General features: G+C 68.8%; 16 protein-coding genes. 12 read left to right on the top strand and 4 right to left on the bottom strand.

All coding sequences use genetic code 11. The features are described 5' to 3' along the window. The first annotated feature begins 66 nt into the window (after positions 1–66). Together HFP89_RS08520 and HFP89_RS08515 are read left to right on the top strand one after the other, a co-directional pair. Positions 67–480: a hypothetical protein gene (locus HFP89_RS08520; RefSeq protein WP_168717231.1), complete on the top strand. Its 414-nt coding sequence runs from the start codon at positions 67–69 to the stop codon at positions 478–480. 76 nt (positions 481–556) lie between these two features. Next, on the top strand, positions 557–1,003 hold the full coding sequence (locus tag HFP89_RS08515) for a hypothetical protein (RefSeq protein WP_168717230.1): 447 nt from the start codon (positions 557–559) through the stop codon (positions 1,001–1,003). Between the two features lie 4 nt (positions 1,004–1,007). Here HFP89_RS08515 and HFP89_RS08510 read toward each other — a convergent pair whose 3' ends face one another. Beyond that, the gene (locus HFP89_RS08510; protein WP_168717229.1) at positions 1,008–2,528 is read right to left on the bottom strand and encodes an NAD(P)/FAD-dependent oxidoreductase; all 1,521 of its coding nucleotides are present in this window, start codon (positions 2,526–2,528) and stop codon (positions 1,008–1,010) included. 187 nt (positions 2,529–2,715) lie between these two features. On the opposite strand from HFP89_RS08510, the gene HFP89_RS08505 reads away from it, so the two are divergent. Further along, positions 2,716–5,952, top strand: coding sequence for an EAL domain-containing protein (locus tag HFP89_RS08505; protein ID WP_168717228.1), 3,237 nt, complete (start codon positions 2,716–2,718; stop codon positions 5,950–5,952). 84 nt (positions 5,953–6,036) lie between these two features. Next, positions 6,037–8,325, top strand: coding sequence for a hypothetical protein (locus tag HFP89_RS08500; RefSeq protein ID WP_168717227.1), 2,289 nt, complete (start codon positions 6,037–6,039; stop codon positions 8,323–8,325). 62 nt (positions 8,326–8,387) lie between these two features. Here HFP89_RS08500 and HFP89_RS08495 read toward each other — a convergent pair whose 3' ends face one another. After that, positions 8,388–9,020, bottom strand: coding sequence for a TetR/AcrR family transcriptional regulator (locus HFP89_RS08495; RefSeq protein ID WP_168717226.1), 633 nt, complete (start codon positions 9,018–9,020; stop codon positions 8,388–8,390). Between the two features lie 84 nt (positions 9,021–9,104). Here HFP89_RS08495 and HFP89_RS08490 point away from each other — a divergent pair, with 84 nt between their 5' ends. Beyond that, positions 9,105–10,184, top strand: a complete 1,080-nt coding sequence (locus HFP89_RS08490) for an efflux RND transporter periplasmic adaptor subunit (RefSeq protein ID WP_168717225.1) — start codon at positions 9,105–9,107, stop codon at positions 10,182–10,184. Next, entirely contained in the window at positions 10,181–13,240 is a 3,060-nt protein-coding gene (locus HFP89_RS08485; protein WP_346775216.1) for an efflux RND transporter permease subunit, read from the top strand. The genes HFP89_RS08490 and HFP89_RS08485 overlap by 4 nt, the downstream gene beginning before the upstream one ends. On the opposite strand, the gene HFP89_RS08480 is transcribed toward HFP89_RS08485, so the two are convergent. Continuing rightward, positions 13,241–14,338, bottom strand: a complete 1,098-nt coding sequence (locus tag HFP89_RS08480) for a hemolysin family protein (RefSeq protein ID WP_168717224.1) — start codon at positions 14,336–14,338, stop codon at positions 13,241–13,243. Positions 14,339–14,747: 409 nt separating this feature from the next. On the opposite strand from HFP89_RS08480, the gene HFP89_RS08475 reads away from it, so the two are divergent. The 6 genes from HFP89_RS08475 to HFP89_RS08450 all read left to right on the top strand — a co-directional run bounded on the left by HFP89_RS08475 (position 14,748) and on the right by HFP89_RS08450 (position 25,592). Next, positions 14,748–15,164, top strand: a complete 417-nt coding sequence (locus HFP89_RS08475; protein ID WP_168717223.1) for a hypothetical protein — start codon at positions 14,748–14,750, stop codon at positions 15,162–15,164. Positions 15,165–15,215: 51 nt separating this feature from the next. Next, on the top strand, positions 15,216–17,702 hold the full coding sequence (locus HFP89_RS08470) for a hypothetical protein (protein WP_168717222.1): 2,487 nt from the start codon (positions 15,216–15,218) through the stop codon (positions 17,700–17,702). Positions 17,703–17,809: 107 nt separating this feature from the next. Next, positions 17,810–23,140, top strand: a complete 5,331-nt coding sequence (locus tag HFP89_RS08465; protein ID WP_168717221.1) for a VWA domain-containing protein — start codon at positions 17,810–17,812, stop codon at positions 23,138–23,140. A gap of 86 nt (positions 23,141–23,226) precedes the next feature. Further along, positions 23,227–23,403 (top strand): hypothetical protein, encoded by a 177-nt coding sequence (locus HFP89_RS08460; protein WP_168717220.1) that lies wholly within the window; start codon positions 23,227–23,229, stop codon positions 23,401–23,403. 61 nt (positions 23,404–23,464) lie between these two features. Then, a complete protein-coding gene (locus HFP89_RS08455; protein WP_168717219.1) occupies positions 23,465–23,848 on the top strand; it encodes a DUF6394 family protein in 384 nt (127 codons plus the stop codon). Between the two features lie 13 nt (positions 23,849–23,861). Further along, the gene (locus tag HFP89_RS08450; RefSeq protein ID WP_168717218.1) at positions 23,862–25,592 is read left to right on the top strand and encodes an NAD-binding protein; all 1,731 of its coding nucleotides are present in this window, start codon (positions 23,862–23,864) and stop codon (positions 25,590–25,592) included. A gap of 272 nt (positions 25,593–25,864) precedes the next feature. Here HFP89_RS08450 and HFP89_RS08445 read toward each other — a convergent pair whose 3' ends face one another. Then, complete coding sequence (locus HFP89_RS08445) at positions 25,865–26,497, bottom strand: hypothetical protein (protein ID WP_168717217.1); 633 nt, start codon at positions 26,495–26,497, stop codon at positions 25,865–25,867. Positions 26,498–26,554 lie beyond the last annotated feature (57 nt).

Below are 26,554 nucleotides of genomic sequence, written 5' to 3'. Positions count from 1 at the left end.
TGCCCGACCTCGACTGCAAGGAGAACCGCAATGACCACAAGGTCCGGAACCAACCGGTTCGGAACGATGGCTCGCATCGCTGTGCTGGCCGCGCTGCTGTTGCTGGCGACCCAGCCCGTCCACGCGCTGCCGCTGACCCGGCCAGGCCCGGACGCCGCCCAGCTGGTCGGCTTTCCCGGTTACCCGGCCAATGAACTGTACGAAGTCACGTTCATCATGATCGACGGCCGCAACCTCGTCGGCGATCGCGACGCTCTGTGGATCGAACCCGGCCGCTACCAGGTCACGGTCCGCTCCAGGGTGCGTCGGCCGCCGGGCATGGACTGGCGCAATCCGCGCCAGCGTCGCGACACCGACTACAACACCATCGAGATCGTCGCCGAGGCCGGCAAGAGCTACCAGATCCTGCAGCAGTACATCGACGATCGCGAGCCGACCCGCTACATCACCGTGCTGCACCGGGTCTACGATACGCCGTAGGTCCCGGTTCGCTGCAGGCCCGTCGAGTCCCCGTGGTCGGACGATCCGACCGCACCCCGGAACCAGGAGAATGAGCATGAAGCCACGTACAGCCACCACGAAACTCACCACGACGCTCACCGCGCTGCTCGCCGGCGCGATGCTGCTGGCCCAGGCGCCTGTCCAGGCCTTGCCGCTGACCGACCCCGGCCCCGACGCCGCCCAGCTGATCGGCTCGCCCGGGTTTCCCGGCAGCGACCTGTACGAAGTCAGCTTCATCGCCATCGACGGCCAGATGATCGTCGGCGACCGCGATTGGCTGTGGATCGAACCGGGCAGCTACGAGATCACCGTGCGGATGAAGGTGATCGATCCGCAGGGCCTGGGATTTCGCCGGCCGGAGCGCCGCGAGACCGAGGGCTACAACACCATCGAGATCGACGCCGAGGCCGGCAGGACGTACCACATCCTCGGACGCTACGACGCGTCGAACCGCCCGGCGACCTACTCGACGATCCTCCACGAGGTCACCGACACGCCCTGACGCGTCAGGGCCCGGTTCCGGCGTCGCCGCGCGGCGCCGGGCTCAGCTCGAAGGCCTCGGGCAGGAACCGTCGAAGCCGGTTGCGGTAGCTCAGGGTGAAGCCGGGCCACAGCGTCGCGTTGCGGCCCGAGGCCGGGTGCAGGTACCAGCTGCGGCAGCCGCCGGCGTTCCAGACGCTGCCGGCGAGTTTCCGCTGCAGGCGCTCGTTGTCCTGGCGCTGGGCGGCGGCGCGCACCTCGGCGGTCGCGCCGCGCGCGTTCAGTTCGACCACCGCGTCGGCCACGAAGCGGGCCTGCGACTCGATCATGTAGACCACCGAGTTGTGGCCCAGCGCGGTGTTCGGCCCCATCAGCAGGAACAGGTTCGGAAAGCCGTGAACCGCCACGCCGCGCCAGGCCTCCGGGCCGGCCTCGGCCCAGGCGGTGGCCAGGTCGATGCCGTCGCGGCCGATCAGCAGGCCCTCGGGCACCGGTGAGGTGGCCCGGAACCCGGTCGCAAGCACCAGCAGGTCGGCCGGGCGCCGCAGGCCGTCGGTGGTGACGACGCCGTCGGCCTCGATCGCTCGAATCGGTGAGGTCACCAGCTCGACGTTGTCGCGCATCAGGGCCGGGTAGTAGTCGCTGGAGCGCAGGACCCGGCGGCAGCCGATCGCGAAATCCGGCACGAGCTGTTTTCTCAGCACGGGATCCGGCACCTGGCGTTTCAGGTGCCACAGCGCCAGCGCGCGGTGCCCGGCGGCCAGCCGATTGCTCCAGGTCAGGCCCGGCACGCGAAGCTCCGAGCCGGCCCAGATCGACAGCCGGACGAGCTTCTGCAGCCACGGCGCGCGGCGGTAGAGCGCCTGCTGCCACGGCCGGATCGGCCCGTCGGGCCGCGGCAGGATCCAGTTCGGCGAGCGCTGGTAGACGACCAGCTGCGCAGCCGCCGACGCGATCTCGGGCACGATCTGCGCGGCGGTGGCGCCGGTGCCGACCAGCGCAACGCGCCGGCCTTCGACGGCCAGGTCGTCCGGCCACTGCTGCGAATGGATCACCTGCCCGGCGAAGCGATGAAGTCCGGGCAGGTCCGGCCAGGCCGGTCGCGACAGGCCGCCGATGGCCGAGACCAGCACATCGGCCGTCCAGTCGCGACCGTGCGCATCCTCGATCCGCCAGTGCCCGGCCGCGGCGTCCCAGCGAGCCTGCTCGACGCGGCAGCCGAGTTCGATCCGCTCGGCCAGCCCGCGCTCGCCGACGACGCGTTCGAGGTAGGCCTGGATCTCGTCGCGCGGCGCGAACCGCCGCGACCAGTCCGGGTTCGGCGCGAACGACAACGAGTACAGGTGGGCCGGCACGTCGCAGGCGCAGCCCGGGTAGCGATTCACCCACCAGGTGCCGCCGACGCCGTCGGCCGCCTCGAAGATGCGGAAATCGGTCACGCCGCGTCGCTGGAGTTCGACGGCCATGGCAAGACCGCCGAACCCGGCGCCCAGGATGGCCACGCCGAGGTGGCGGGGGTCGGCGTCATTCCGGGGGTGCAGAGGCATCGCATCATTCTACGAGGGTGGCGAGAGCGCGTTGACCGGAAGCTGTCGGCCCGGTTCGGGTCCGCACGCCGTGTTCTGCGTGCCGCGGCGAGAGCGGCGCGGTACACTGCCCGGAAAGAGGGGACCGCGCGCGTCGGGCGATCGCTCGCGTCGGATCGTGGTCGCCCGGAGACCCGGAGACTCGCACGTGACCCAGCGTTCGGAACCGGCCCGGCCTTCGCTCGAGCATCGCGCTCGCATCGAACAGGCCCGGGCGCTCTACGCCAGCATTCCGACCTCGGTGGTGCTGGGTGTGCTGGTGGTTGCCCTGCTGCTCTACATCCATCTTCCGAGCCGACCGCAGACCCTGTTGCTGGGCTGGACCGGCGCGTTCGTCGGCGTGTCGCTGCTACGGCTCATCGCCCTGGCCTGGATCCGTCGCAACCGGGAGCATCGCAGTCACCCGGAGCGCTGGCTGGCGGTGTTCGCCGGCCTGACCCTGCTGGCCGGCCTGGTCTGGGGCGCCACGGCCTGGGTCTTCTACCGGTCCGGCGCCGGACCGGAACAGGTCTTCCTGATGTTCGCGGTCGCCGGGCTGGCGGCCGGCGGCGTCATCAACCTCGCGGCCAGCTGGCCGATCGCCTGGTTGTTCCTGGCGGCCGTGCTCGGGCCCTTCCTGGTCCGCTTCGCCCAGTTCGAGGACGTCGATCCGATGCCCTGGGTCGCACTGATCGCGGTCTATCTGCTGGCGTTGATGGCGATGAGCATCCGGCTGTCGCGCGAAACGCTGTATCGGGTCCGTCAACGGCTCGAGCAGGGCGACGAGGCGGCGCGTCAGATCCACGAGCAGGCGATGTACCGGACCCTGGTCGAATCGACCACCGCCGTGCTCTGGGAGGCCGATGCCGACCTCGACGGCTTCGCCTACGTCAGCCCGGAAGTCGAGACGGTGCTCGGCTACCGCCCCGAGAGCTGGATGGCCAACCCGCGTTTCTGGGCCGACCACATCCACCCCGAGGATCGGGACTGGGTGGTGGCCTATTGCCGACGCGAGGGCCGGGCGCGGCGTTCGCATACCGTCGAATACCGGATGATGGCCAGTGACGATTCTGTGGTCTGGGTGCGCGATTCGGTCAAGGTGGTCGAAAACGACGATGGGCGCGTCCGGCTGGTCGGTGCGATGCTCGACGTCACCGAGCAGCACCTGGCCCAGCGGCGCATCGAGTACGGGGCCGGTCTGCAGCGCCTGATGGTCGAGGCCTCGCGCGAATTCATGCAGGCCGACGAGCGTGCCCTGGACCGGGTGCTCGACACCACGCTGGAGCGGGTCGGCCGCTGGTGCGACGTCGACCGGGCCTACCTGATCCGGTTCTCGGCCGATCGCAGCACCTTCTCCAACTCCCATGAATGGGTGGCGCCGGGCATCAGCGGCGAGATCGGCAACCTGCAGCAGGTGCCGACCAGCGAGATCCCGCGGGTCATGGAGCAGCTCGGCCGGCACGAAGCGGTGCTGATTTCCCGGGTCGCCGAACTCGGCGCCGACTGGGCGGTCGAGAAGGCGCTGTTCCAGTCCGAGGACATCCAGTCACTGATCTGTCTGCCGGTCGTCGCCAGCGAGCGGTTGATCGGTCTGGTCGGGTTCGACTCGGTCCGCCGGCCGCGGGCCTGGACCGATCGCGAGGTCTCGCTGCTGCAGGTTCTCGGCGACCTGGTCGGGGCCGCGATCCACCGCGCCGAGGTCGAGGCCCGGCTGCGCTCGAGCGAGTCGCTGCGCCGACACGCCGAAGCGCTGGCCGGGATGGGCAGCTGGCAATGGGAGGTCGGCTCGGAACGTTTCGGAGCCTCCGAAGAGTGGCGCAACGTCACCGGGGTCGGCAGCGGGCCGCTGACCCGCCGCCAGGTGCTCGAGCTCACCCCGGCCGCCGAGCGCGGACGGGTCGAGGCGGCGCTCGCCGAGACCGTCGAGAGCGGCCGCCCGTACAGCATCGAACACCGGATCGTGCGACCCGACAATGGCGAGATCCGCTGGGTCAAGGTGCATGCCGACCTGTTCCATCACGACGACGGCACGCCCTGGCTGCGCGGCTTCGCGCAGGACATCACCGACCGCAAGCGGGATGCCGAGGAACTGTTCCGACTGGCTCACTACGACAGCCTGACCGGCCTGCCCAATCGCGTGCTGGCGCTGGACCGCCTCGATCACGTGCTGCATCATGCTCACCGCACGAGGCGCGCGGCGTCGATGCTGTTCCTCGACCTGGATCACTTCAAGAAGATCAACGACACGCTGGGCCACGCGGTCGGCGACCGTATCCTGAAGCTGGCGGCCGAACGCCTGGTCGGCCAGCTGCGCGAGGACGACACGGTGGCCCGCATCGGCGGCGACGAATTCCTGATCCTGCTCGGCGAATCGGCCGACGAACGACGCCTGGTGACGGTGGCCAACACGCTGCTGCAGGCATTCCGCCAGCCCTTCGACCTCGACGGTCGGGAAATGATGCTGACCATCTCCATCGGCATCGCGGTCTATCCGCAGGACGGACGGACCGCCGACGAGCTGATGCGCAACGCCGATACCGCGATGTACCACGCCAAGGGCGAAGGCCGGAACGGCTTCCAGTTCTTCACCGCGGCGATGAACGAAGACATTTCGCGCCAGCTCGAGATCGAGGAGTCGCTGCGCGTGGCGATCGATCGCGGCGAGCTGAACCTGGTCTATCAGCCGGTCGTGCGGGTGCGCGATGGCTGCACGGTCGGGGCCGAGGCGCTGCTGCGCTGGACGCATCCGCGGCTCGGCCCGGTGTCGCCGGCCGAGTTCATCCCGCTGGCCGAGCATGTCGGGCTGATCGAGGCGGTCGGCGACTTCGTGATCCGCAACGGCCTGCGCCAGCTCTCGCGCTGGCACGAAGCAGGGCATGCCGACATGCGCCTGTCGATCAATGTTTCGCCGCGCCAGTTCCGCGAGGAATCGCTGGCCGAGAACCTGCTGGTGGCGCTCGACACCTTCGGCCTGTCGCCGACCTCGGTCAGCATCGAGATCACCGAAGGCGTGCTGCTCAGCGGTGCCGATTCGGTGATGCGCACGCTCCGAACGCTGCGTGACCACGGCGTCGGGATCGTCATGGACGACTTCGGCACGGGGTTCTCGTCGCTGGGCTACCTGCGCGACTATCCCTTCGACGTGCTCAAGATCGATCGTCGCTTCGTCCAGGGCGTCGAGAGCGACAAGGCCGACCTGCAGCTGGTCGTCTCGGCGATCCGTCTCGGCCAGGCGCTGGGCATGTCGGTGATCGCCGAAGGCGTCGAGACCGAAGCCCAGAGCGCGTTACTGATCCGCGAAGGCTGCGAGTTCGCCCAGGGCTTCCTGTACGGCCATCCGATGGCGGCCGACGAGTTCCTCGACGCGCTGGATGCGCCCGTCGCCGCGTCGAGCGGCAAGGGTTGATGCCGCGGGCGGGACGAACGCCCATGTCCGGTTCTGCCAGCCGATTGCGTACCTAGACGCGAATCCATTCCGGCGTGAATCCACATGCGTTACTTCCACGGCCTGCTCGCTGCCAGCATGGTAGGGCTGTCCCTGCCGATCCTTGCCGCACCTGTCGATGTCGAGGACCCGGTCCACCGGACACCGTCGGCGCGCGGCGCCCTGCCCGTGACGGTCGGGCCGGATCCCGATTGCGATTTCACGACCATCACGGCAGGCATCGTCGGCCAGGTCGATGGCGGGGAAGTCCGCGTGATGACCGGGACCTACACCGCGCAGGTCAGCATCCTCTCGCGCGGCGTCGACCTGATCGGCGGCTTTCCCGACTGCAGCAGCACCACGCCGACCGGCCGGTCGACGATCGACCGCGGCGGCGCCGGGCTCGGCATGGACATCTACTACCCGGCCGGTGTCGGCGACCCGGTCCGCACGGTCAACATCGAGAACTGGGTGATCCGCGGCGGCGGCGGCAGCGGTTTCAGTTCCGGCGGCGTCAACGTGGAAGGCCGCCCGGGTCGTCTGCTGGTGAATTTCCGCAACGTTCAGATTTCCGATAACGCCCGGACCGGTGCGAACGAAAACGGCGCCGGGCTGCGCATCATCACCACCGGCGACCGCGACGGGACCGGCGCCCTGGCCACGCTCGACAACGACAGCGCCGTGCTGAACAACACCGCGGCCGGCGACGGCGGCGGCATCCACTGCCGGACGACCCATCAGGTCGGAACCGCAACCCTGCTCAGGCTGGGCACGACGCTGGTCCTCGGCAACGAGGCCGTCAACGGCGGTGGCGTCGCGCTGGATGCCTGCCGCAATGTCTTCCTGTATGCCGGCGGGCCGATCGTGCTGATCTTCCCGACCGGCGGCATCATCGGCAACAATGCGTCGGGCGACGGCGGTGGCCTGTACCTGGAAAACGGCGCGGTGGCCACGCTGTCGGCGCTGGAATTCAGCGGCTTCGGCGATGCCGAAGAGGCGGCCCTGCTGTCCGGCAACTCCGCGGCAGGTTCGGGCGGTGGGGCGCACGTGATCGGCACGGATTCGTCGCTGAGTCTGGTCGACGCCTATGTGATCAGCAACAGCGCCGATCTTTTCGGTGGCGGCGTCCGGGCGAACTCGGGCGGGGTCATCGAGATCGAGCGGCCGCTGAACAGCGGCGCCTGCGAAGCGCCGGTCTCGGGCGGCGGCGTGCTGAGCCGGCCGCCGTGTTCGGTGTTCGAGGGCAACGATGCCCTGGGCGGCGGTGCGTTCTCCGCCCGCGGTGAAAGCCGCCTGACGGTCAGTCGCACCGTGGTTCGCAACAACACCACCGGCCCCTCCGGCGGCGCGGCGGCCAACATCGCCAATTCCAGCCTCTACACCGGCGCGCCGACCGAGTTCCGGATGGAGGGCTCGGTGGTCCACGACAACGACGGCGGCTTCCTGTTCAAGGTCGAAACCAACGCCGACGCCGAGATCCTGTTCAGCACCATCGCGGATAACCCGGTGGCGCTGGCCCGACTGTCCTCGTTCCCCGGGCAGACCGCCGATCTCGCCATCCGGTCGTCGCTGGTCGACTCCAACAGCTGGTTCATCAAGGCCGGGGACGGCACCAATACCGCGAGCGTCGATTGCGTCATCGGCAGTCGGCCCCAGGCCGATCTGAACGCAGATAACGTCTTTGCCTATTTCGAAGGCATGGTGCCGTTCCGCGACCGCCCGGGGCGCGACTACCGGTTGACCGATCGCTCGGCGGCCATCGATTACTGCGATGACGTCTTCCCGCCGCTGTTTCCGGATATCGACGGCAACGACCGCGGTCTGGCCTGGACCGGACCGGGTTCCATTCCCGATCCGACCAGCTTCGGCGACTTCGACCTCGGCGCCTACGAGGCCCAGTTCAGCCCGCGCTCGGCCGATCTCGGCGTCGAGATCGTCGACCCGGACCTGTTCGTCGATGCCGGGCAGACCTCGGTCGGCTATACGCTGCGGGTGACCAACAACGGTCCGGAAACCGCCTTCGGCGAGATCTCGGTGTTCGATGACGTGACCGTCGGCGCGGTCACCAATCGCAGCTGGAGCTGTTCGCCGGACCCGGGCGTGAGCTGTTCGCCGAGCTCGGGTACGGGCGATGTGACGACCGACATCAGCGACATGCAGCCCGGCGAGGTGGTGCTGATCTCGGTCAACCAGGATCTGGTCGATACCAGCGTCGATGCGGTGTTCCAGTACGTTGCCGCGCTGGTGCCGTCGGGGTTCAACCTCGACCTGAACGGCAGCAACGATCTCGACGAGATCGAAGTGCGGATCGGTGTGTTCGCCGACGGCTTCGAGGCCTCGCCCGTCCTGCCGTAGCCGCGGTCGGCACGAACCGGGTCCGGCGGCGTTGCGATGAATGCCGCCGGACGCCGCCCGGTTCAGCTCGCCGCGTGGAGCCGGAGGAAGTCCGACACCAGGCGTCGAACGCGGGTGTGGAGCGCGTCGGCGTCGCGCAGCAGCGGCACTCGATACAGCGTACGCACCAGGTCCAGCCCCATCAGCATGCCGAGGAACTGCTCGGCGCTGTAGTCGGCGTCCGGGCAGTCGAGCAGATCGCGATCGGCGGCCCGGGCCAGCCAGTCGGCCAGGCGGGCCTGCGTGCCGCGCGGTCCGTGCCGATAGATCGAATCGCGGGTCGACTGCGGCACCTGCGCCGAGGCCCCGAGCGCCTGGACGTAGTTCAGGTGCTCGGCGCTGAGCAGGAACCCGGTCAGGTCGCAGCCGAACTCGACCAGCGCCTGTTTCAGATCGTCGGCGCTGCCCGGCACCAGCCGGAACCGGCCGGCCATGCGCTCGGCCTCGGCGGTGGCGACCGCCGCGATCAACTCGTCCCGATTGGCATAGCGCCGGTACAGCGTCGGCTTGGCCACGCCGGCCTCGCGCGCCACCGCCTCCATCGTCACCGCTTCGGGCCCGGCCCCGAACAGCAGTGCGCGGCCGGCCGCGAGGATGTCGCGGTCCTTGTCCGGATCGACCGGGCGGCCGACGTTGCGCTGCACATTCTTCGACATCGATGAATTACGATACGGCTCCGTTCAACAATAGTCTGGGTGGTCGCCGTGCGTCTGTCAACGCCAAGCCGGAATGCCTGTCCGATGCTCCGGCCGCTGCTGCCCGCGCTGCTCGCCGCGCTGCTGCTGGTCGGTTGCGGCGAATCGCCCGAACCGGATGGCGCCGGCACCACGGACGCCCGCTGGGTGCTGACCGCACCGGTCGAGTCGGTCACGCGGCGCGGCGCGCAGGTCTCCGGCACCGTCCAGGCCCGGTTCGAAACCCCGCTGGCCTTCCAGGTCACCGGCCGGGTCCAGCAGCGCCGGGTCGATGCCGGTCAACGGGTGGCGGCCGGCGAGGTCCTGTTCACCCTCGACCCGCGCGATTTCGAGCAGGCCGCGCGGGTGGCCCGGGCCGATCTCGACGCGGCCGAGGCCGAGCTGGCCACCGCTGCGGCCGAGACCCGCCGCAACCGCGATCTGCTCGAGCGGGAGTTCATTTCCGCGCAGGTCTTCGAGCGCGTCGAGCTGGCCGAGGCCAGCGCTCGCGAGCGGGTCCAGGCGGCCCGTGCCCGTCTCGAACAGGCCGAGAACGCGCTGGACTACGCCACCCTGCAGGCCCCCGACGCCGGCACCGTGATCGAGGTGCAGGCCGAGCCGGGCCAGGTGGTGGCCGCCGGCGCACCGGTGGCGCTGCTGGCCCTGGACGGGCCGCGCGAGATCGCGGTCCAGCTGCCGGAAGCCGTCGGCGAGCCGGTCTCCGGTCGCATCGTCGGCGGGCCCGGCCGGGGCCGTGGGCTGGTCCTGCGTGAAGTCGCCGGCGCGGCCGACCCGGTCACCCGGACCTGGCCGGCCCGCTACCGGATCGAGGATCTCGAAGACGGTGACGCCGCGGCCGAGCCGCGCCTGGGTGCGGTGGTACGCGTCGACCTGAATCTCGACCTCGACGGTCCGCCGATGCTGCAGGTGCCGATCGGTGCGATCAACGAGCGCGGCGAAGGCCCGCAGGTCTGGCGCATCGTCGACGGTCGGGCCCGGCCGTTCCAGGTCACGCTGATCGACCTCGATCCGGAATCGGCGCGGATCCTGGCCGACCTGCCGCCGGATGCCGAGGTCATCGCCCTCGGTACCCATCTGCTCGAGTCCGGCATGCCGGTGAAACCGCTGGCGGTCGAAACGCCGTGAGCCGCCTGCCGAACCTGTCGCGGATCGCCGTGGAGCAACGGTCGGTCACGCTGTTCTTCCTGCTGCTGTCCATCCTCGGCGGCGTCTACGCCTTCATGGCCCTGGGCCGCGCCGAGGATCCCTCGTTCACGGTGCGGGTCATGGTCGTCTCGGCCGAGTGGCCGGGGGCCACGGTCGAGGAGCTGCAGGACCAGGTCGTCGATCGGCTCGAGAAGCGGATCCAGGAAGTCGAGAACCTCTACCGCATCGAGACCTCGATCCGGCCCGGGCGGGCCGACCTGCAGGTCGAGTTCCACGACTACACCCACAGCGATCGGCTGCCGCAGCTGTTCTACGAGGTGCGCAAGCGGATGTGGGACGAACAGGACCGGCTGCCGGCCGGGGTGATCGGTCCGATCGTCAACGACGACTTCTCCGATGTCTATTTCCAGTTGCTGGCGCTGACCGCGCCGGGCCTGCCGATGCGCGACCTGACCCGGGTGGCCGAGGACATCCGCGATCGGCTCGACCAGGTCGAGGGCGTCAACAAGGCGCTGCTGATCGGTGAACGCCCGCAGCGGGTCTACGTCGAATTCGACAACGCCCGCCTGGTCAACCTCGGCCTGTCGAAGCAGCAGATCTTCGATGCCCTGGATGCCTGGAACCGGATGGCGCCGGCCGGCCAGGTCGAGACCGCCGGGCCGCGCATCCATCTGCGGCTGGACAACGACCTCGACGATCTCGACGACATCCGGGCCATTCCACTGGCCGCCGGCGACCGGCAGATCACGCTCGGCGACATCGCCCGGGTCCGCCACGGCTACGAGGATCCGCCGTCGTTCCGGGTCCGCGCCGACGGCGACGATGCGCTGGTCCTCGGCGTGGTCATGGGCCAGGGCGTCAACGGCCTGGAGCTCGGCGACCGGCTGGCGGCCTTCGTCGCCGACGAGCGGGCCCGCCTGCCGCTGGGCATGGAGCTTTCGGTGCTGACCAACCAGGCCGAGGCAATCGCCAAGGCGGTCAACCTGTTCCAGCTGAAGTTCCTGATCGCGGTGCTGGTGGTGATGGGGGTCAGCTTCCTGGCGATCGGTTTCCGCGCCGGACTGATCGTCGGCATCGCCGTACCGGTCACGCTGGGTCTGACCTTCCTGCTGATGCAGGCCGTGGGCATGAACCTCGACCGGATCACCCTCGGTGCGCTGATCATCGGGCTGGGCCTGCTGGTCGACGACGCGATCATCGCCATCGAGATGATGCTGGTCAAGATCGGCGAGGGGCTGGAGCGGATCGACGCCGCGGCCTTCGCCTGGCGCGCCACCGCCGCGCCGATGCTGTTCGGTACGCTGGTCACCGTGGCCGGCTTCGTGCCGATCGGGTTCGCCCGGTCCGGTGTCGGCGAGTACGCCGGCGGCATCTTCTGGGTGCTGGCCTTCGCGCTGCTGATCTCGTGGCTGGTCGCGGTGACCTTCACCCCGTACCTCGGCGCGGCGCTGCTGACTCGCAAGGCCGCCGGCGGGCACGCCAGCGCAGAGGCCATGTACGACACCCCGGTCTACGCGCGGCTGCGCCGCTTGATCGAGTTCTGCGTGCGCCGGCGCGGCCTGGTCGCGCTGGCCACCGTCGGTCTGCTGGTGCTCTCGGTGCTCGGCATGGCCGGCCCGGTGGCCAAGCAGTTCTTCCCCGGCTCCGATCGGCCCGAAGTCATGGTCAGCGTATTCATGCCGCAGGGCAGTTCGATCGCCACCACCGATGCGACGGCCCGCAAGGTCGAGGCCCTGCTCGAGGACATGGACGAGGTCCGGTCGCTGTCGGCCTGGATCGGCGCCGGCGCGCCGCGCTTCTTCATCTCGGCCAACCCCGAGCAGCCCGACCCGGCCTTCGCCAAGGTCGTCGCGGTGACCGACGACGCCGAGGCGCGCGACCGGGTCATGGCGCAATTGAACGCGCACATCGAATCCGGCGAATTCCCGGAGGCGCGGGTGCGCGTCTCGCAGCTGCTCTACGGGCCGCCGGTGGTCTGGCCGGTGGTGTTCCGCGTGATCGGTGACGATCCCGACCGACTGCGCCGCATCGCCGCCCGGGTCCGCGATGTGATGCAGGACCATCCCGACGTGGTCGACCCGCACCTGGAATGGAACGAACGCGCGCCGGTGGCCTACCTGGAGATGGACGACCAGCGCCTGCGTCGGATCGGCCTGACCCCGCGCGACGTGGCCGAGCAGCTGGAGTTCCAGAGCCACGGCCTGGCCGTCGGCGCGATCCGCCAGGGCATCCGCACCGTCCAGCTGCGGGTCCGCGGGATGGTCGAGGAAGGCCCGGTCGATCCGATGGGGCTGGAATTGAAGACCGAGGACGGCCGCAAGGTCCCGCTGGCCCAGCTCGGCCGGCTCGAGGTCCGCTTCGAAGCGCCGGTGATCAAGCGCTACAACCGCCAGCCGTTCGTCTCGGTCCAGGCCGATGTCGCCGGCGCCCAGCCCAACGACGTGACCGCCGAGCTGTGGGCCGAGCTCGAGGCGCTGAACGCCGAGCTGCCGCGCGGCTACCGGATCGAGATCGGCGGCTCGGTCGAACAGTCCGGCAAGGCCGACGCCTCGATCAACAAGCTGATGCCGCTGATGGTCGCGCTGATGCTGATCTTCATCATGCTGCAGATGCGCTCCTTCGCCGGCATGTTCGTGGTCGTGGCCACCGCGCCGCTGGGCCTGATCGGTGCGGTGCTGGCGCTGCTGGTCTTCGGCCAGCCGTTCGGCTTCGTCGCCCTGCTCGGCCTGATCGGCCTGGCCGGCATCCTGATGCGAAACACCCTGATCCTGACCCAGCAGGTCAGCGACAACCTGGCCGACGGGATGCCGCCGTTCGAGGCGATCGTCGAGGCCGCCGTGCGCCGCGCCCGGCCGGTGGTGCTGACCGCGCTGGCCGCCGCGCTGGCCTTCGTCCCGCTGACGCTGGACAGTTTCTGGGGGCCGCTGGCCTATGTGCTGATCGGTGGGGTCATCGTCGGCACCGCGATCACCCTGCTGTTCGTGCCGGCGCTCTACGCGCTGATCATGCGGCCGAAGGAGCGGCCCGGCGCCTGATCAGTCCTCGGGTTTCGTCCGGACATCGTCGGCACCTTCGGGCACCACGGTGTGCGGCAGCTCCAGGCCCATCTTCTTCGCCCGCTGCATCCAGCGCTCACGGGCCACGCGCCGCAGGTTCTCGGTGGTGTCGCTCTCGTCGACGATCTCCATGCCCAGCAGGGTCTCGAGCACGTCTTCCATGGTCACCAGGCCGGTGAAGCCGCCGTACTCGTCGACCACCACCGCGAAGTGCTCCTGCTCGGTCAGCAGCTGGCTGAACACCACCCGGAGCGAGATGAACTCCGGCACGAACAGCACGTCGCGCTTCAGCGTTTTCAGCGGGGTCCCGCCCTGGCCTTCGGCCAGCGCCAGCATGATCTCCGACTTCAGCACATAGCCGGTAATGTCCTCGTCGTCGGCGCCGTACACCGGGTAGCGCGAGAACGGCAGCCCGCCTTCGCGGTTCTTGGCCTCGTCCAGGGTGGTGTCCTGCTGGAACCGCTCGACCACCACCCGTGGGGTCATGATGTCCTCGACCCGGATCGCGCCGAAGCGGATCAGGTTGACGAAGATGCCGGCCTCTTCCTCGTCGAGCACGCCCTCGTCGCGGCTGACCTGGGCCAGCATCCGCAGCTCCTCGCGCGACACCGTCGGACCCTTCTTGCCCTTGCCCAGCAACCGGGTGATGTACTGCGACATCTTCACCAGCGGCCAGGTCAGTACGATCAGCCAGCGGCAGGCATGCGCGGTGAACGGCGCCAGCGCCTTCCAGTAAGTCGCCCCCAGCGTCTTCGGGATGATCTCGGAAAAGATCAGGATCAGCAGCGTGACCACCGCCGAAATCACCGTCAGCCAGGCCTGGCCGAACACGATCTGCGCCTGCGCCCCGACCCCGGCGGCACCGAAGGTATGGGCGAAGGTGTTCACGGTCAGGATGGCCGACAGCGGCCGGTCGATGTCGCGCTTGAGCTGCCGCAGCAGCTTGCCCGAGGCGTGCCCTTGCTCGTTCATCACCGCGATGTGCGACGGCGTGATCGACAGCAGCACGGCCTCGAGGATCGAGCACAGGAACGACACGCCGATGGCGAGGAGGAGGTAGAGGATCAGGAGGGTCATGACAGCAGCCGCGATGTTCGCTGCTGCATTCTAGCCCGCGTTATTCATGAATTGCCGCGATGATTGCGCCGGGAATCGTTCGCACAGGGGATTTTCCGACCGAGCGGACTACCCTGCTGTATTTCCGAGCGAGGACGATTCGCTGTGCGGACAAGGACCAAGCAAGGGCGCGAGCTCATTCATGAATACTGCGGGCCAGTGTACCCCGCCACTCGTTGTGTACCGTCTGGCGAGCCGGAGCGCTTTGATCTGCGGCGTTCTGTCGCCTGGAAAGGACGCGGCCATTCCCGGCGAGACAGGCCTTGCAGCCAAGCGCCCTTCAACGCCTGGCTGTCGCGGTTTGCGGCCGTTTCGCGTACTCTGGAATACGCCATCGACTCGCGCTTGAAGCCCGCGCCGGAGGCGGAGCTTGCCGAAGCACACGTCCCGGGAAGGTCCGGCGCGGCCAGCCTGCGCATGGCTCCGCACCGTTGCGTGGTCGGTGTTCCTGGTCGCGATGTGCTCACGAGCCTTCGAGGGCCTGGCCCTTCGTTCCGGCCGGACGGTCGCCGCCGGGCCCGTGTCCGACGCTCGGGTGATCAACCGCGACGTCACCCGGCGCTGGTGCCGAGCGTCGCAAGGCGTGAGCTTCGACTGTCGGGATCCGGTGCGGATGTTGGTTGCGCGGTTTGCCGAAAAAATGCGTATTCGCCAAGGAACCCGGCTCGTTCGCGGTCAGCGAATGGCGGATCGCCCGAAAATGGAGATGCGTTCTGATCATGACTTCATCGCCGATCCCACCGCGAACGCCCCGCGACGCATTTCGCCCGTCGGCTTTCGGACATGACCTGCCGCGCGCAGCCGATCATGACCGCTGTGTTTCCACGAGGTGCCCGGCATGAACCAACGACCCCGTCCGTTTCAGCTGATTGCTTGCTGGTTTCTTTCATTGTTGCTCCTGTATTCGCAGATGGGCTGGGCGGTCCAGAACTCCGTGATGGCAGTTGCATCGGCTGCGTCGTCCACTCCACCGGGCGCGACGCCGGCGGAACGCTCGGCGGCTGCGATGTTCGACGCGCTGGAGCGCGTCCACGCCCGAATCGATGAATCCCAGTTCGAACTCGACGAGGCGGTCTTTGCGTTGGACTTCGACGCCGAGTCCATCGTCCGGTTCGTCAGTGAGGAGATTCACTACCAGCATTACGACGGCCTGCTTCGCGCAGCGCATGGCACGCTGATCGCGCGCGCAGGCAATTCGCTCGACCAGTCGGTCCTGCTCGCGCAACTGCTCAACGATGCCGGTTACGAGGCGAGAGTGGTCGAGGGTGCACTCGGCCGCCAGTCGATGAATGCGCTCCTGGCCGGCATGTTCGCGGAATTCGAGTGGCCGGAACTCTTCGCCGAGTCCGAAGACGACGTCCTCGCTCGGGTGGTTGCGTTGTTCTCGCCGGCGTTGGCAGACCAGGAAGGGATTTCGGAACTTGCCAGACTGATGGCCTCGGAGCGCGAACGGCAATCCGAGCTCGTTGACCGTGTGTCGACGGCGCTCGAGCAGAAGCTGTTCGAGGGTCAGGCCGCCCCGTCCCGAGCTCCGGACCCGGCCTCCGGAGATTCGGAAGCCTACTTCTGGACCGAATACCGTCTGGGCCCGGGGGACGACTGGAACGAGGCTCACCCTGCGTTCGGACATTCGACGCCGCCGCAGGTGACCGCCACGCGCTATTTCGGTGACTCGATCCCTGTCGAGCTCCAGCATCGAGTCCGCATCGAGGTATTCCTGCGCAGTGAAACCGCGGGGTCCCTGCAGACCCATTCTTTGATTCCGCGCTGGGAGCGGCCTGCCGCGAACGCGGCCTATACCCCGTTGACCATCGCATTCGTGCCATACATGGGCGCGCCTGGCGATGGCAATGCCGAGATCAGCGATGCGTTGGACGGGGCCGAACTGTTCGTGCCCTATTTCAGTGAACAGGCCGCTCCTTCGGAAAACGTGTTTTCCCTCGATGGCCGTGTTCTGCCTCCGGAAGCGATGACCGCGCAGGGAGAGTTCGTCAAGGCCGTTTCGGACCTTGGCGTCGAGGCGGTCACCTCGCTGTCGGCACTTGGCGGTGATGCTGGCGACCAAGCGCGGGCGGACAGCGCCACCCCGTTCAAGCTCGGCAAGCTGTGGATCGAATACTCGACCATCGCCCCTTCCGGCGAAGTCAAGACGATCGAGCGCACGATCGTGGAGCCGGAAGCCGATCTCGGTCCGCGCCCGGACGACGCCGACGGGGCCGCCGCCTGGTCGCGTGAGCTCCGGGCCCGTCTCATGCAGATGCGCAGTCTCACGGTCGTCACCGGGCAGACCAATCCGAATTTCCTCTCCGATCGCTTGATCGAGGCCGCAGCAACGAGCAGGTCCGTTATCGACCGCTTGCGGGAGCGGTTCGTCGAGGACCCGAATGCATCGGTGCTCTCGGCGCTGGAGGGGCTCGATCCGCTACCCGAAACGCTGTGGATGGAGTATCTGACGGCGACCAACACGAATTCCGGGATTTCGCCGACACAGGTGACCTTTCTGCATGAGCCGATGCTTGTGTCGTTCAATCGAGGCGTCGCAGAACGTCTCGATGAAGTGACCTCGTTCCGACAAGTCGACATTCTTTCGAACTCGAGACGGTCTTACGTACTGAATGGCGAACGCGCCGTTCCTGCGCCGGCCGCATCCCTTCGCCAGGGCGTGTATGAATCCGTTCAGGAAGCCAACGTGCTCCGAAAGGACCGGTTCGCCCGGATCGGCAGCGCATTCGAGAATCTCCAGGACGCCGGTGACCTTCAGCTGATTCTTCCGGGCGAAGCATCGTCGGCCGAGGTCCGAGCGCATGTGCGCGATGCCTATCGACCTCATGCCGAGCGCGAACTTGCCGCCGGCTATGCACTGCTGGTGCCTTCGGCCCAGGCCGAGTCGGCGTGGTGGCGGGTCGATATGCAGACCGGCAGTGTTGCCGCCATGGGCTTCGGGCCGGCCGGCTACGGCGGTGTCGCCGCGGCCGAATACATCAAGGTGCTCGGGCTGATCATCGGCGGAATGTTCGTGCTCTACAACATGGTCGGCTGCTACGAGAATGAAAGCGGTCTCGACCTGGTCTGTTGCCTCGCAGCCAGCGTGCTGTTCGGCGGTCTGATCTATCTGTTCATGCTGGCGATCACGAAGATCATTCTCGCTGGTATCGCGGCGGGTTCGGCCTCCATGGCTGCGCCCATGCCCGGCGTCGTCATGCTCGGCGAGGTCAGTGCCGCCAACATGCAAGCGGTGGCCGCTCTCATCAACATGGCCTATACGGGCGTCGGGGTGCGGTTCCTTCCGGTGGCCGAGTGGAGAGACCGGATCTGCGACGCTTGATCGGACAGCGGGCGCGGTCGGCGGTGACCCCGTGTCGAAGCAGGCGCATGGGTGCCCGCGCGACTTCGGCACCATAGAAGCTTTCGGAGCAACGCATGGCGGACACGATGAACAGAACGACGGTCGTTACAGCGCTGGTCGCGGGAGGGTCGATGCTGATCGGCATTCCGGCGCTGGCCGTGACCTCGCTGGTCTACGACAGCGAACCCAACGACGCCCCGCACGAAGCGGTCGGCTTCTCGGTGCCCGATGACAACGACGTCGTGCGCATCCTCGGCGAGCTGGACGGCAACGACCAGGATGCCTACCGGCTGATCGTCGACGAGGACCAGTCCGGGCGGCGCTTCAACCTGCGCCTGACCGGACGAGCCGGTGCGTTGACCAGGCTCGACCTGTTCGACTTCACTGCGGCCGCGGACGGCCGCGGGCGGATTCCGGAGACACTGACCGCGCAGCCGGTGAACCTGCTGACGATGGAAGCGGCCGACGGCGGGCGGACGGTCCAGGCCGACGCGCTGCTGCTGCCGGCCGGAGTCTACGTCCTCGGCGTTTCGCATTCGGGCGGGCAGGGTGCCTACACCGTCGAACTGGTCGAGAACGATTCATCGGGCGTGCGGGTGCTCGATGACGGCAACAGCGAGGACAACCCCCAGCGCATCTCGCCGAACGGCCGCCAGGTCGTCTACAGCCAGGGCGGGGCATGGTTCGAATTCGATCTCGACGCCGACGAAGCGGCGATTCCCTACGACCTGGAGTACCAGAGCGCGCTGGGCATTCCGTCCACGGCCGAGCTGATCGGGCCGGACGGCGCGTCGCTGCTGGTGCTCGATACCGACGGCGGTGAACCGATCCGCCGGCCGGGGCTGATGCTGGCCGAAGGCGTCTACCGGATCCGCACCGAGCAGAAGACGGCCGGCGTCCAGTGGCTGGCCCTGCCGCGCGGGGCGCCCGACGTGACCGACGGCATGGAACGCGAGCCCAACGACACCACGCCGATGACGGTGCCGTTCGGCGAGACCCTCCGCGGCCGCTTCGACGAAAGCGACACCGACTGGCTGCGGTTCACGATCGACGAGGCCGCTGCAGGGCGGCGCTGGAACCTGGAGGTCGAAGGCGGGCCGGAATCGGGCATCGAGATCTGCCTGCAGCGCCCGGCGTTGAACGGACTGCAGGATTGCCGTCGAGGCTCGGACGGCGAGACCCGGATGTATTCGCTGGGGTTCTCGCCGGGCGAGTACCGGATCCGACTTTCCGATCGCGGTCCGGCCGGGGCCGACTGGCAGCTGAGCTGGACCGAGCTCGGGCCGATCCGGCCGGGCGAGGAGATCGAACCGAACAACGACCTTCGGCAGGCCTCGCCGCTGCACGACCGAGGGTTCGGCCGAGGCCGCTTCGAAGGCGGCCGGGAGACCGACCACTGGCGATTCAACGTCACCGGCGAGCCCCAGTTGTGGCGCGTGCAGGTCCAGGGCGACGACCTGTTCGAGCTGGACCTGAAGACGACCGGGGGCGAGACCATTTCGAGCGAGCGCGGCGGCGGGCAGTCCCGGATCCGGCTGGAGAACCAGTTCCTGCTGCCCGGCGAATACATCATCGCCGCCTCGGGGACCGAAAGCGACTACACGCTGCGCGTCCAGCCGCTGGGCCCACCGCCGCCGGGCATGGAGATCGAGCCCAACGATTCGCTGGCCGACGCCCGGCGCATGCGGTTCGGCCAGGAGTACTTCGGCCTGCTGGCCGAGGACGGCGATACGGATTTCTATCGCTTCGAGCTGCTGGGCCACGAACAGGTCCGGCTGACGCTCACGCCGCCGGCCGACGGCGAAGTGAGGACCCGGATCGTGATGGGCGACGATGCCTGGACGGTCTCCGAACTGCAGCGCGCCGGCGAGCCCGGCCGGGTCGAAACCTGGCAGGCCTTCCTGCCGCCCGGCGACTACGCGGTCATGCTGTCGGCCCACCGGGTCTCCGATGCCGAATACCGGCTCCTGCTCGAGCGTGGCGATCCGCTGGAACCGATCGCCGACCGGGAGCCCAACGACTGGCCCGGGGCCGCGGTGCCGTTCCCGGCCGACGGTGTGCTGGCCGGCCGGGTCGGTGCGACCCGCGCGGCCCAGGACTGGTACCTGATGCCGGTGGTCGAGGCGCCGACGCGGATCGAATGGCCGGTCCAGAGCGGCGTCCGGTTCTCGCTGGTCACGCTCGACGCCCCGCGCGACGATCGTCTCGAACGGAGTCGCGAGGAGCAGATCGTCTTCGGCGAACTGCAGCCCGGCGAGGCGCAGTTGCTGAAGGTCCATGGAAACGGCGAGTACCGGATCGATCTTTCGTCCCTGACAGCCGGTGCGACCACCGGCGGTGGACTGCCGGAGCTGCTCATCGAGCTGCCGGATGTGCCGGTCCAGGCGTTCTCTCCGTGGGCGCAGCGCGTCGATGCCGAAGTCGTCGTGTCCAACCCGCACGCCGAAGTGCTGGCGCTTCGACTGGAGACCGCGGTTTCCGATCTTCGCGCGTCGTTGTCGGGGCTGCCGGAGGCGGTTCGACTGGAGGCCGGCGAGGTGCTGAGGCTGCCGGTACAGATCGAGCTGCCGCCCGACCTGGTCACGCAGCCGGACCTGCTGCTGTCGATTCGAGCGCACAGCGGCCCGGCATCGACCGGTGCGCTGGCGACCATCGAGGCCGCGCTGGATGCAGCACCCGTTTCGCCGGCCTTTCACTGGTCGGTGCCCGAGTCCCTGCGCGGGCGATTCAACGCCGCGGCGACGCGGTTCGGCGCCGAGCCCGTCGCCAGCCCGAACATCCGGGACGACAAGCTCGACGATCTACTGCCGCTGTTCGATGGCCTGACCCGTTATGGCCGCTGGACCGAGACCGACCTGACCACGGCCCGGGAGGGAGTCGAGGGCCATCAGCAGCCGACCGTCCGGCTCGCCGGCGATGCCCCGGTACCGGTCGCCGGCTTCCTGATCGATCCGACTTCGACCATCCAGCCGGCCCGGATGCTGGGTCGTTTCGAGGTCGCGCTGTCGTTGGACGGCGAGAACTTCGAGACCGTGTTGGCCGGCAGGCTCGATCCGCTGACCGAGGAGCAGGCGTTCGTCCTCGACGAGCCGGTGCCGGCACGCTACGCCCGCCTCATTCCGATCGATGCGGCGTTGGCCGAGGTTTCGAGTGGTCGGGGCCTGAAGCTCGGCGAATTCAAGGTCATGGCCGCCGAAGGATGGCGGCCCCCGTTCGAGCGTTTGAATCTGGCCGACCCCGCGCTCGGCGGCCACCTGGTCTGGTCCGAACCCTGGATTCGCGGCTCGGCCTTCGAGGCGTCCATGCTGGTGGCCGACGACCAATCGCCCCGCCTCACGCTGCGCGGCGAAACGCAGGCCCGCCTGGTGCTCGGCTTCCACGAAGCGCGTGCTGCGCGCATCGACGGTGTGACCCTCGAACCGATGCCGGCCGATCGGCGGGGCGGCACGCTGCCGGACTCGGTCCGGATCGCGGTCGCCGTCGAGAGTCCGCTCGGTCCGTGGGTCCCGGTCACCGAGGCTTCGCTCGGCGCGAATCCGACGACGCTCGAATTCGACGCACCGGTCTGGGCGCGCTACGTGCGCTTCGAGTTCGGCGCGCCGGAGGGCGCGCGCTCGTTGAACGTGCCCGACCGCATCGCGGTCCACGAGGCCGCGGGACCCAGCATCCTGGCCGAGTGGGGGCAACTCGCGGATACCGGTCCCTACGAATCGACGTTCCCGCCGGCACCGCCATCGCTCGAACAGACGCCGACCCATCGAAGCCGCGAACGTGCCCTGGCGTTGACCCCGGGTGACACGGCACCCGGCCGCGCGCTGCTCGAGGCCTACAGTTCGTGGTTCCGCTTCACCCCGACCGGCACCGACAACCGGCTCGAGCTGACCTTGCGTGGCCGGCCGACCCTGGAGGGCGCGCCGCGTCTGTTCGACGACGGCGGCGAGCGCGTCGATCTTCGGCCGCTGGCAGCCGACGGCACGAACGCGACCTGGGAAGCATGGGTCGAGCCGGGCCGAACCTACTGGATCGAAGTCGTCGAGCCGCCGCGCTCGGTGATCTTCAGCTGGGATACCTCGGGCAGCGTCGCGGCCTGGTTGCCGACCATCGCCAACGCGCTGATGACCTATGCCGAGACCGTGCAGCCCGGCCGCGACGAAGTCAATCTATTGCCGTTCGGTTTCGGTCGTCCGCTGCTCGAGCAGTGGCAGGGCGAGCCGTACCCCCTGATGCGCATGCTGGCCGCCTACCCGCAGGAAACCAGCTCCAGCGACGCCGAGCGCACGCTGGCGGCCGCGGCGCGGGAAATGATCGAGCGGCCCGGCAAGAAGGCCGTGTTGCTGGTGACCGATGCGGCGACGCCGACCGATGCCGGACTCTGGCCGGCATTGCGCGAGGGGCGTCCGCAGGTGTTCGCGATGAAAGTCTCCTCGGAGGGTGCCTTCGCCGGAAACCCGTATGCCGAGATCGACCTGATGCAGGACTGGGCGCGCGTGCGCGGCGGCCACTTCCAGTACGTCACCGGACTCGGCGACCTGGCCCGCGGTTTCGACCGGGCGGTGGCCTGGCTGAAGCGGCCGGTGGACTTCGAGGTCGAGGTCGCCTTCGAGACCGTCGAGGATCCGTCGCCGGCCACGATCATGGTCGAGGCCGGCGAGGCCGGGATCACGCCCGAGGCACGCGGCGCGGTCGAGATCATCCTCGACGCCTCCGGCAGCATGCTCAAGCGCATGGGCGGCGAGCGGCGGATCGAGATCGCCAAGCAGGCCATTCGCGACACCGTCGAGAACAGCTTGCCCGACGGCATCCCGCTGGCGCTTCGCGTCTACGGCCACAGGGAAGCCGGCAGCTGCCGGACCGACCTCGAAGTGCCGCTGGCGCCGCTGGACAAGGCCGCGTTCCTGCAGCAGGTCGACGGCATCCAGGCGATCAACCTGGCCCGCACGCCGATCGCCGATTCGCTGGCCGCCGTGGCCTCCGACCTGGCCGACGCGCAGGGCCGCCGGCTGGTCATCCTGCTGACCGACGGCGAGGAGACCTGCGACGGCGATCCGGCCGCTGCGATCGAGGCGCTGGCCGAGCAGGGCGTGGACGTGCGGGTCAACATCGTCGGCTTCGCGATCGACGAGGAGGCACTGAAGGACGAGTTCCGGGCCTGGGCCGAACTCGGCGGCGGCGAGTACCTCGACGCCGATGAGGCCGAGGCGCTGGGCGGGGCGCTGGAACAATCCCTGAGGATTCCGTTCGAGGTGATCGACGAGTCCGGCGACGTGGTCGCCTCGGGCTTCGTCGGCGAGGACCCGGTCGAGGTGCCGGCCGGACGCTACAGCGTGCGCATCCGCGCCGCGCAGGATCGCACGGTCCGCGACCTCGAGCTGCGTCCCGGCGATGCCCGCGTGATCCCGTTCCAGCCCGATTCATGAATCGACCCGGCTGGCGAGCCGGTCGGGCCGCTCGGCCGGCTTCTGGTAGGCTTCCGTTCCGTGGTCCCGCACCGGGTGTGCCCCTGATGGTCGAGCGAAACGAGCTGCTGGCCGAAACCGTCCGCGTCATCGGCTTCGTGCTGGCGGTGGTATTCGGTGGCCTGTTGATCGCAAATCTCATCGAACGATGGAACGGCGCAGGCGCCGACGCCGTCGACTCGGCGCAGGAGACATCGGAACGAACCGGTCCGGTACCGGACTGATCCGCTCTGCCGCAGCCGCCATGCATAATGGGACCAGACCTTTCGAACGGGAGCGCACCGCATGAACATGAGCAAGGTCGTCTTCGGGTTCTTCGTCCTGCTCGCACTGACGCTGAACTTCGGGTTCTTCCTCGGCGATATCGATAACCCCGACCACCACAATGTCTACGAGTTGTTCGCTGCGCTGATCGTCGGCCTGATCGCGACGATGCTCAAGTTCGGCGAACGTTCGCACATGGGTGCGGTGCTGCTGGCCTCCAGCCTGGTGGCCACGCTTCAGCTGATCGTCGCGGCCATCGTCTGGGCCGTGGCGGTGAACATGACCGAGGCCGGACTGACCCCGGCGGTCATGGCCTCGATCGTGTCGCTGTCCGGCGGCGCACTGCTGGCCAACCTGCTGTCGGTCGTGCTGCTGACGCTGGAGACCGCCGGCCTCGCGCGCTGATGGCGGCGACTCGATGATCGAAACCTCCTCGGGCAGGAGCGACTCGTTCCTCTTCCTGCTGCTGCGGCGGATGCGTATACCGCTGATCGTGTTGATCTCGGCCTACGCGTTCGCGACCGTCGGCTTCACCCTGATGCCGGGCGTCGACGATCAGGGCAATCCCTGGCGGATGAGTTTCTTCGAAGCCTTCTACGTGGTCAGCTACACCGGCACCACGATCGGCTTCGGCGAGGTGCCCTACGACTTCACGCCGGCCCAGCGCATGTGGACCATGGTCAGCATCTACGTGACCGTGATCGCCTGGCTGTTCTCGATCGGTTCGATCATCTCGCTGGTCCAGGACCCGGCCTACATCCGCGCGCTCAAGCACAGCCGTCGCCGGCGCGCCGTGCGCCACCTCGCCGAGCCGTTCTACATGGTCTGCGGCTACGGCGACACCGGGCGGATGCTGACCCGTGCGCTGACCGACCAGGGCCACCCGGTGGTCGTCATCGAGCACAACGGCGACAAGATCGACGGCCTGTCGGTCGAGGAATTCGGCGCCGAGGTGATCAGCTTCCAGTCCGACGCCCGACTGCCCGATCACCTGGTCGATGCCGGCCTGCGCAGCCGCTGGTGCCTGGGCGTGCTGGCGGTCACCGGCGACGATCGGGCCAACCTCAAGGTCGCCATCTCGTCGAAACTGCTCAACCACAAGGCAGCGGTCCATGCCCGGGCCGATTCGCGCGCGGTGGCCGACAACATGCGCTCGTTCGAGACCGATCACGTCATCAACCCGGTCGCCGAGTTCGTGCGCCGCATGACCCTGGCGATCGAACGGCCGAACGCGTTCCGGCTCTACCAGTGGCTGGCCTCGGGTCCGTCGGCGCGGATCCCGGAAACCCGGCAACCGCCGCGCGGCCGCTGGGTCCTGTGCGGCTACGGTCGGCCGGGCCGGGCGCTCCACGCGGCGCTGAAGGATCTCGGGATGGAGGTCGCGGTGATCGCGCCCGACGCCGACGATCCGCCGCCGGGCTTCATCGACGCGATCGGCACCGACGCCGAGGACCTGCAGGCCGCCGGCATCGAGGAGGCGGTCGGCGTGCTGGCGACGTCCACCGACGACGCCGACAACCTGTCGATCCTGATCACCGCCCGGGCGCTGAACGAGGACCTGTTCGTCGGCGCGCTGGAAAACGGCCTGTCCACCCATGCGCTGTTCCGGGCGGCCGAGCCGGACGTCCTCGGCCAACCCAGCACCGTGGTCGCCGGCGCCATTCTCGGTCGGGTCCGCTCGTCGCTGATGGGTGACTTCCTCGATCATGTACTCGAGGCCGACGATGCCTTCGCCGGCAAGGTGCTCGAGGCGCTGCGGTCGCACGGGGTCGAATCGCCGCCGGAAATCTCCTCGGGCCGGATCAGCGCCCGCCGCGCGCCGGCCGTGGCGCGCGTCCTGGAGGCAGGCGGTGAGGTGTCGGTCGGTGCGCTGCTGCGCGATGCCGGCAACCGGGACCGGCGCTTGCCGCTGTCGGTGCTGATGATCGCTCGCGACGACGAGCCGTTGCTCTGGCCGGACGAGGACACGCCGCTGCAGTCGGGCGATCGGCTGCTGCTGGCCGGCCGGCCCGGTGCAGCGCGCCGGGTCAGCGCACTGCTGGAAAACGACCAGGCGCTGGCCTACGTGCTGACCGGCAAGGAAATCCTGCAGGGCTGGTTCTGGGACTGGCTGGAGCGGCGGCGGGCCGGGCGCGCCGGCTCGGCCTGATCGCCGGTGGCGGCCGCTCGGCCGCGCCAGGGTACCGGGATCGGCAGTTCGATCCGCTGCAGCGCGAGGAACCGGTGCAGCTGCTCGCCCAGGCCCTCACCGGCCCGGTCCAGCGTGGCGAAGGCAAGCCTCGCGGCTGCCGGGAACCCGGTGCGCGGCCGAGGCCGTTTCGGCTCATCGGAGCCAGAACCCCTGCGGCCCGCGCCCGATCCGATGATCCGAAGCCGTCGTCGCGGCCGATACGCTCGAGCAGGTCCGAGCGCAGCGCCACCTCAGGCATGCAGTCGCCGCTGCAGGCGACAGACCAGCTGGCCGATCAGCAGGCTCCAGGCGCTGATGCCCCAGACCAGCAGCGGGCCGCCGACGAACAGCATCGCCCAGCCGAAGCCGCTGCCGTGGAAGGTTTCGCTGCCGAGTCCGTAGGCGATCCACATCAGGCCCGAGCAGCCGGCCGCGGCGTAGAACGCGATCCGGAGCTTGCCGGCCAGCCCGGTGGGCTCACGCGGGCCGAACAGCATCGTGCGCAGCACCCCGAACAGCCAGCCGACCAGCGCCAGCAGCGCCCAGGCGCGCAGCACCACCGGCACGATGTCCTCGTCGCTGAAGCGCAGCGCCTCGCCGTACGCGGGTTCGCCGGCGTCCGGCCCGGCGGCCTCCGCCGGCGGACCGGCGACCCCGTCGATCGGTCCGATGACGCGTTCGTAGATACCGATGCCGCGCTCGAGCAGCGAGAACGAGGCGTCCTGGAAGTTGGTCAGCAGCAGGGCCGCGACCATGAACAGCAGGAAGGTCCAGGCCAGCAGCATCGGCACCAGCTGGGTCCAGCGGAAATAGTCCAGCGCCAGGCTGGCCAGGGCGCGCAGCAGGTGGACGTGTTCGGGCGGTCTCGGGCGGGGCTGGGACATGCCGGGATGATGACTTCACACCCCCGACGGTGCAAGTTCCGTCGGGGCTGTGCCGGG

Source organism: Wenzhouxiangella sp. XN79A (genome assembly GCF_012272825.1).
Taxonomy (GTDB): domain Bacteria; phylum Pseudomonadota; class Gammaproteobacteria; order Xanthomonadales; family Wenzhouxiangellaceae.
This window is presented reverse-complemented; position numbering and strand designations above follow the sequence as displayed.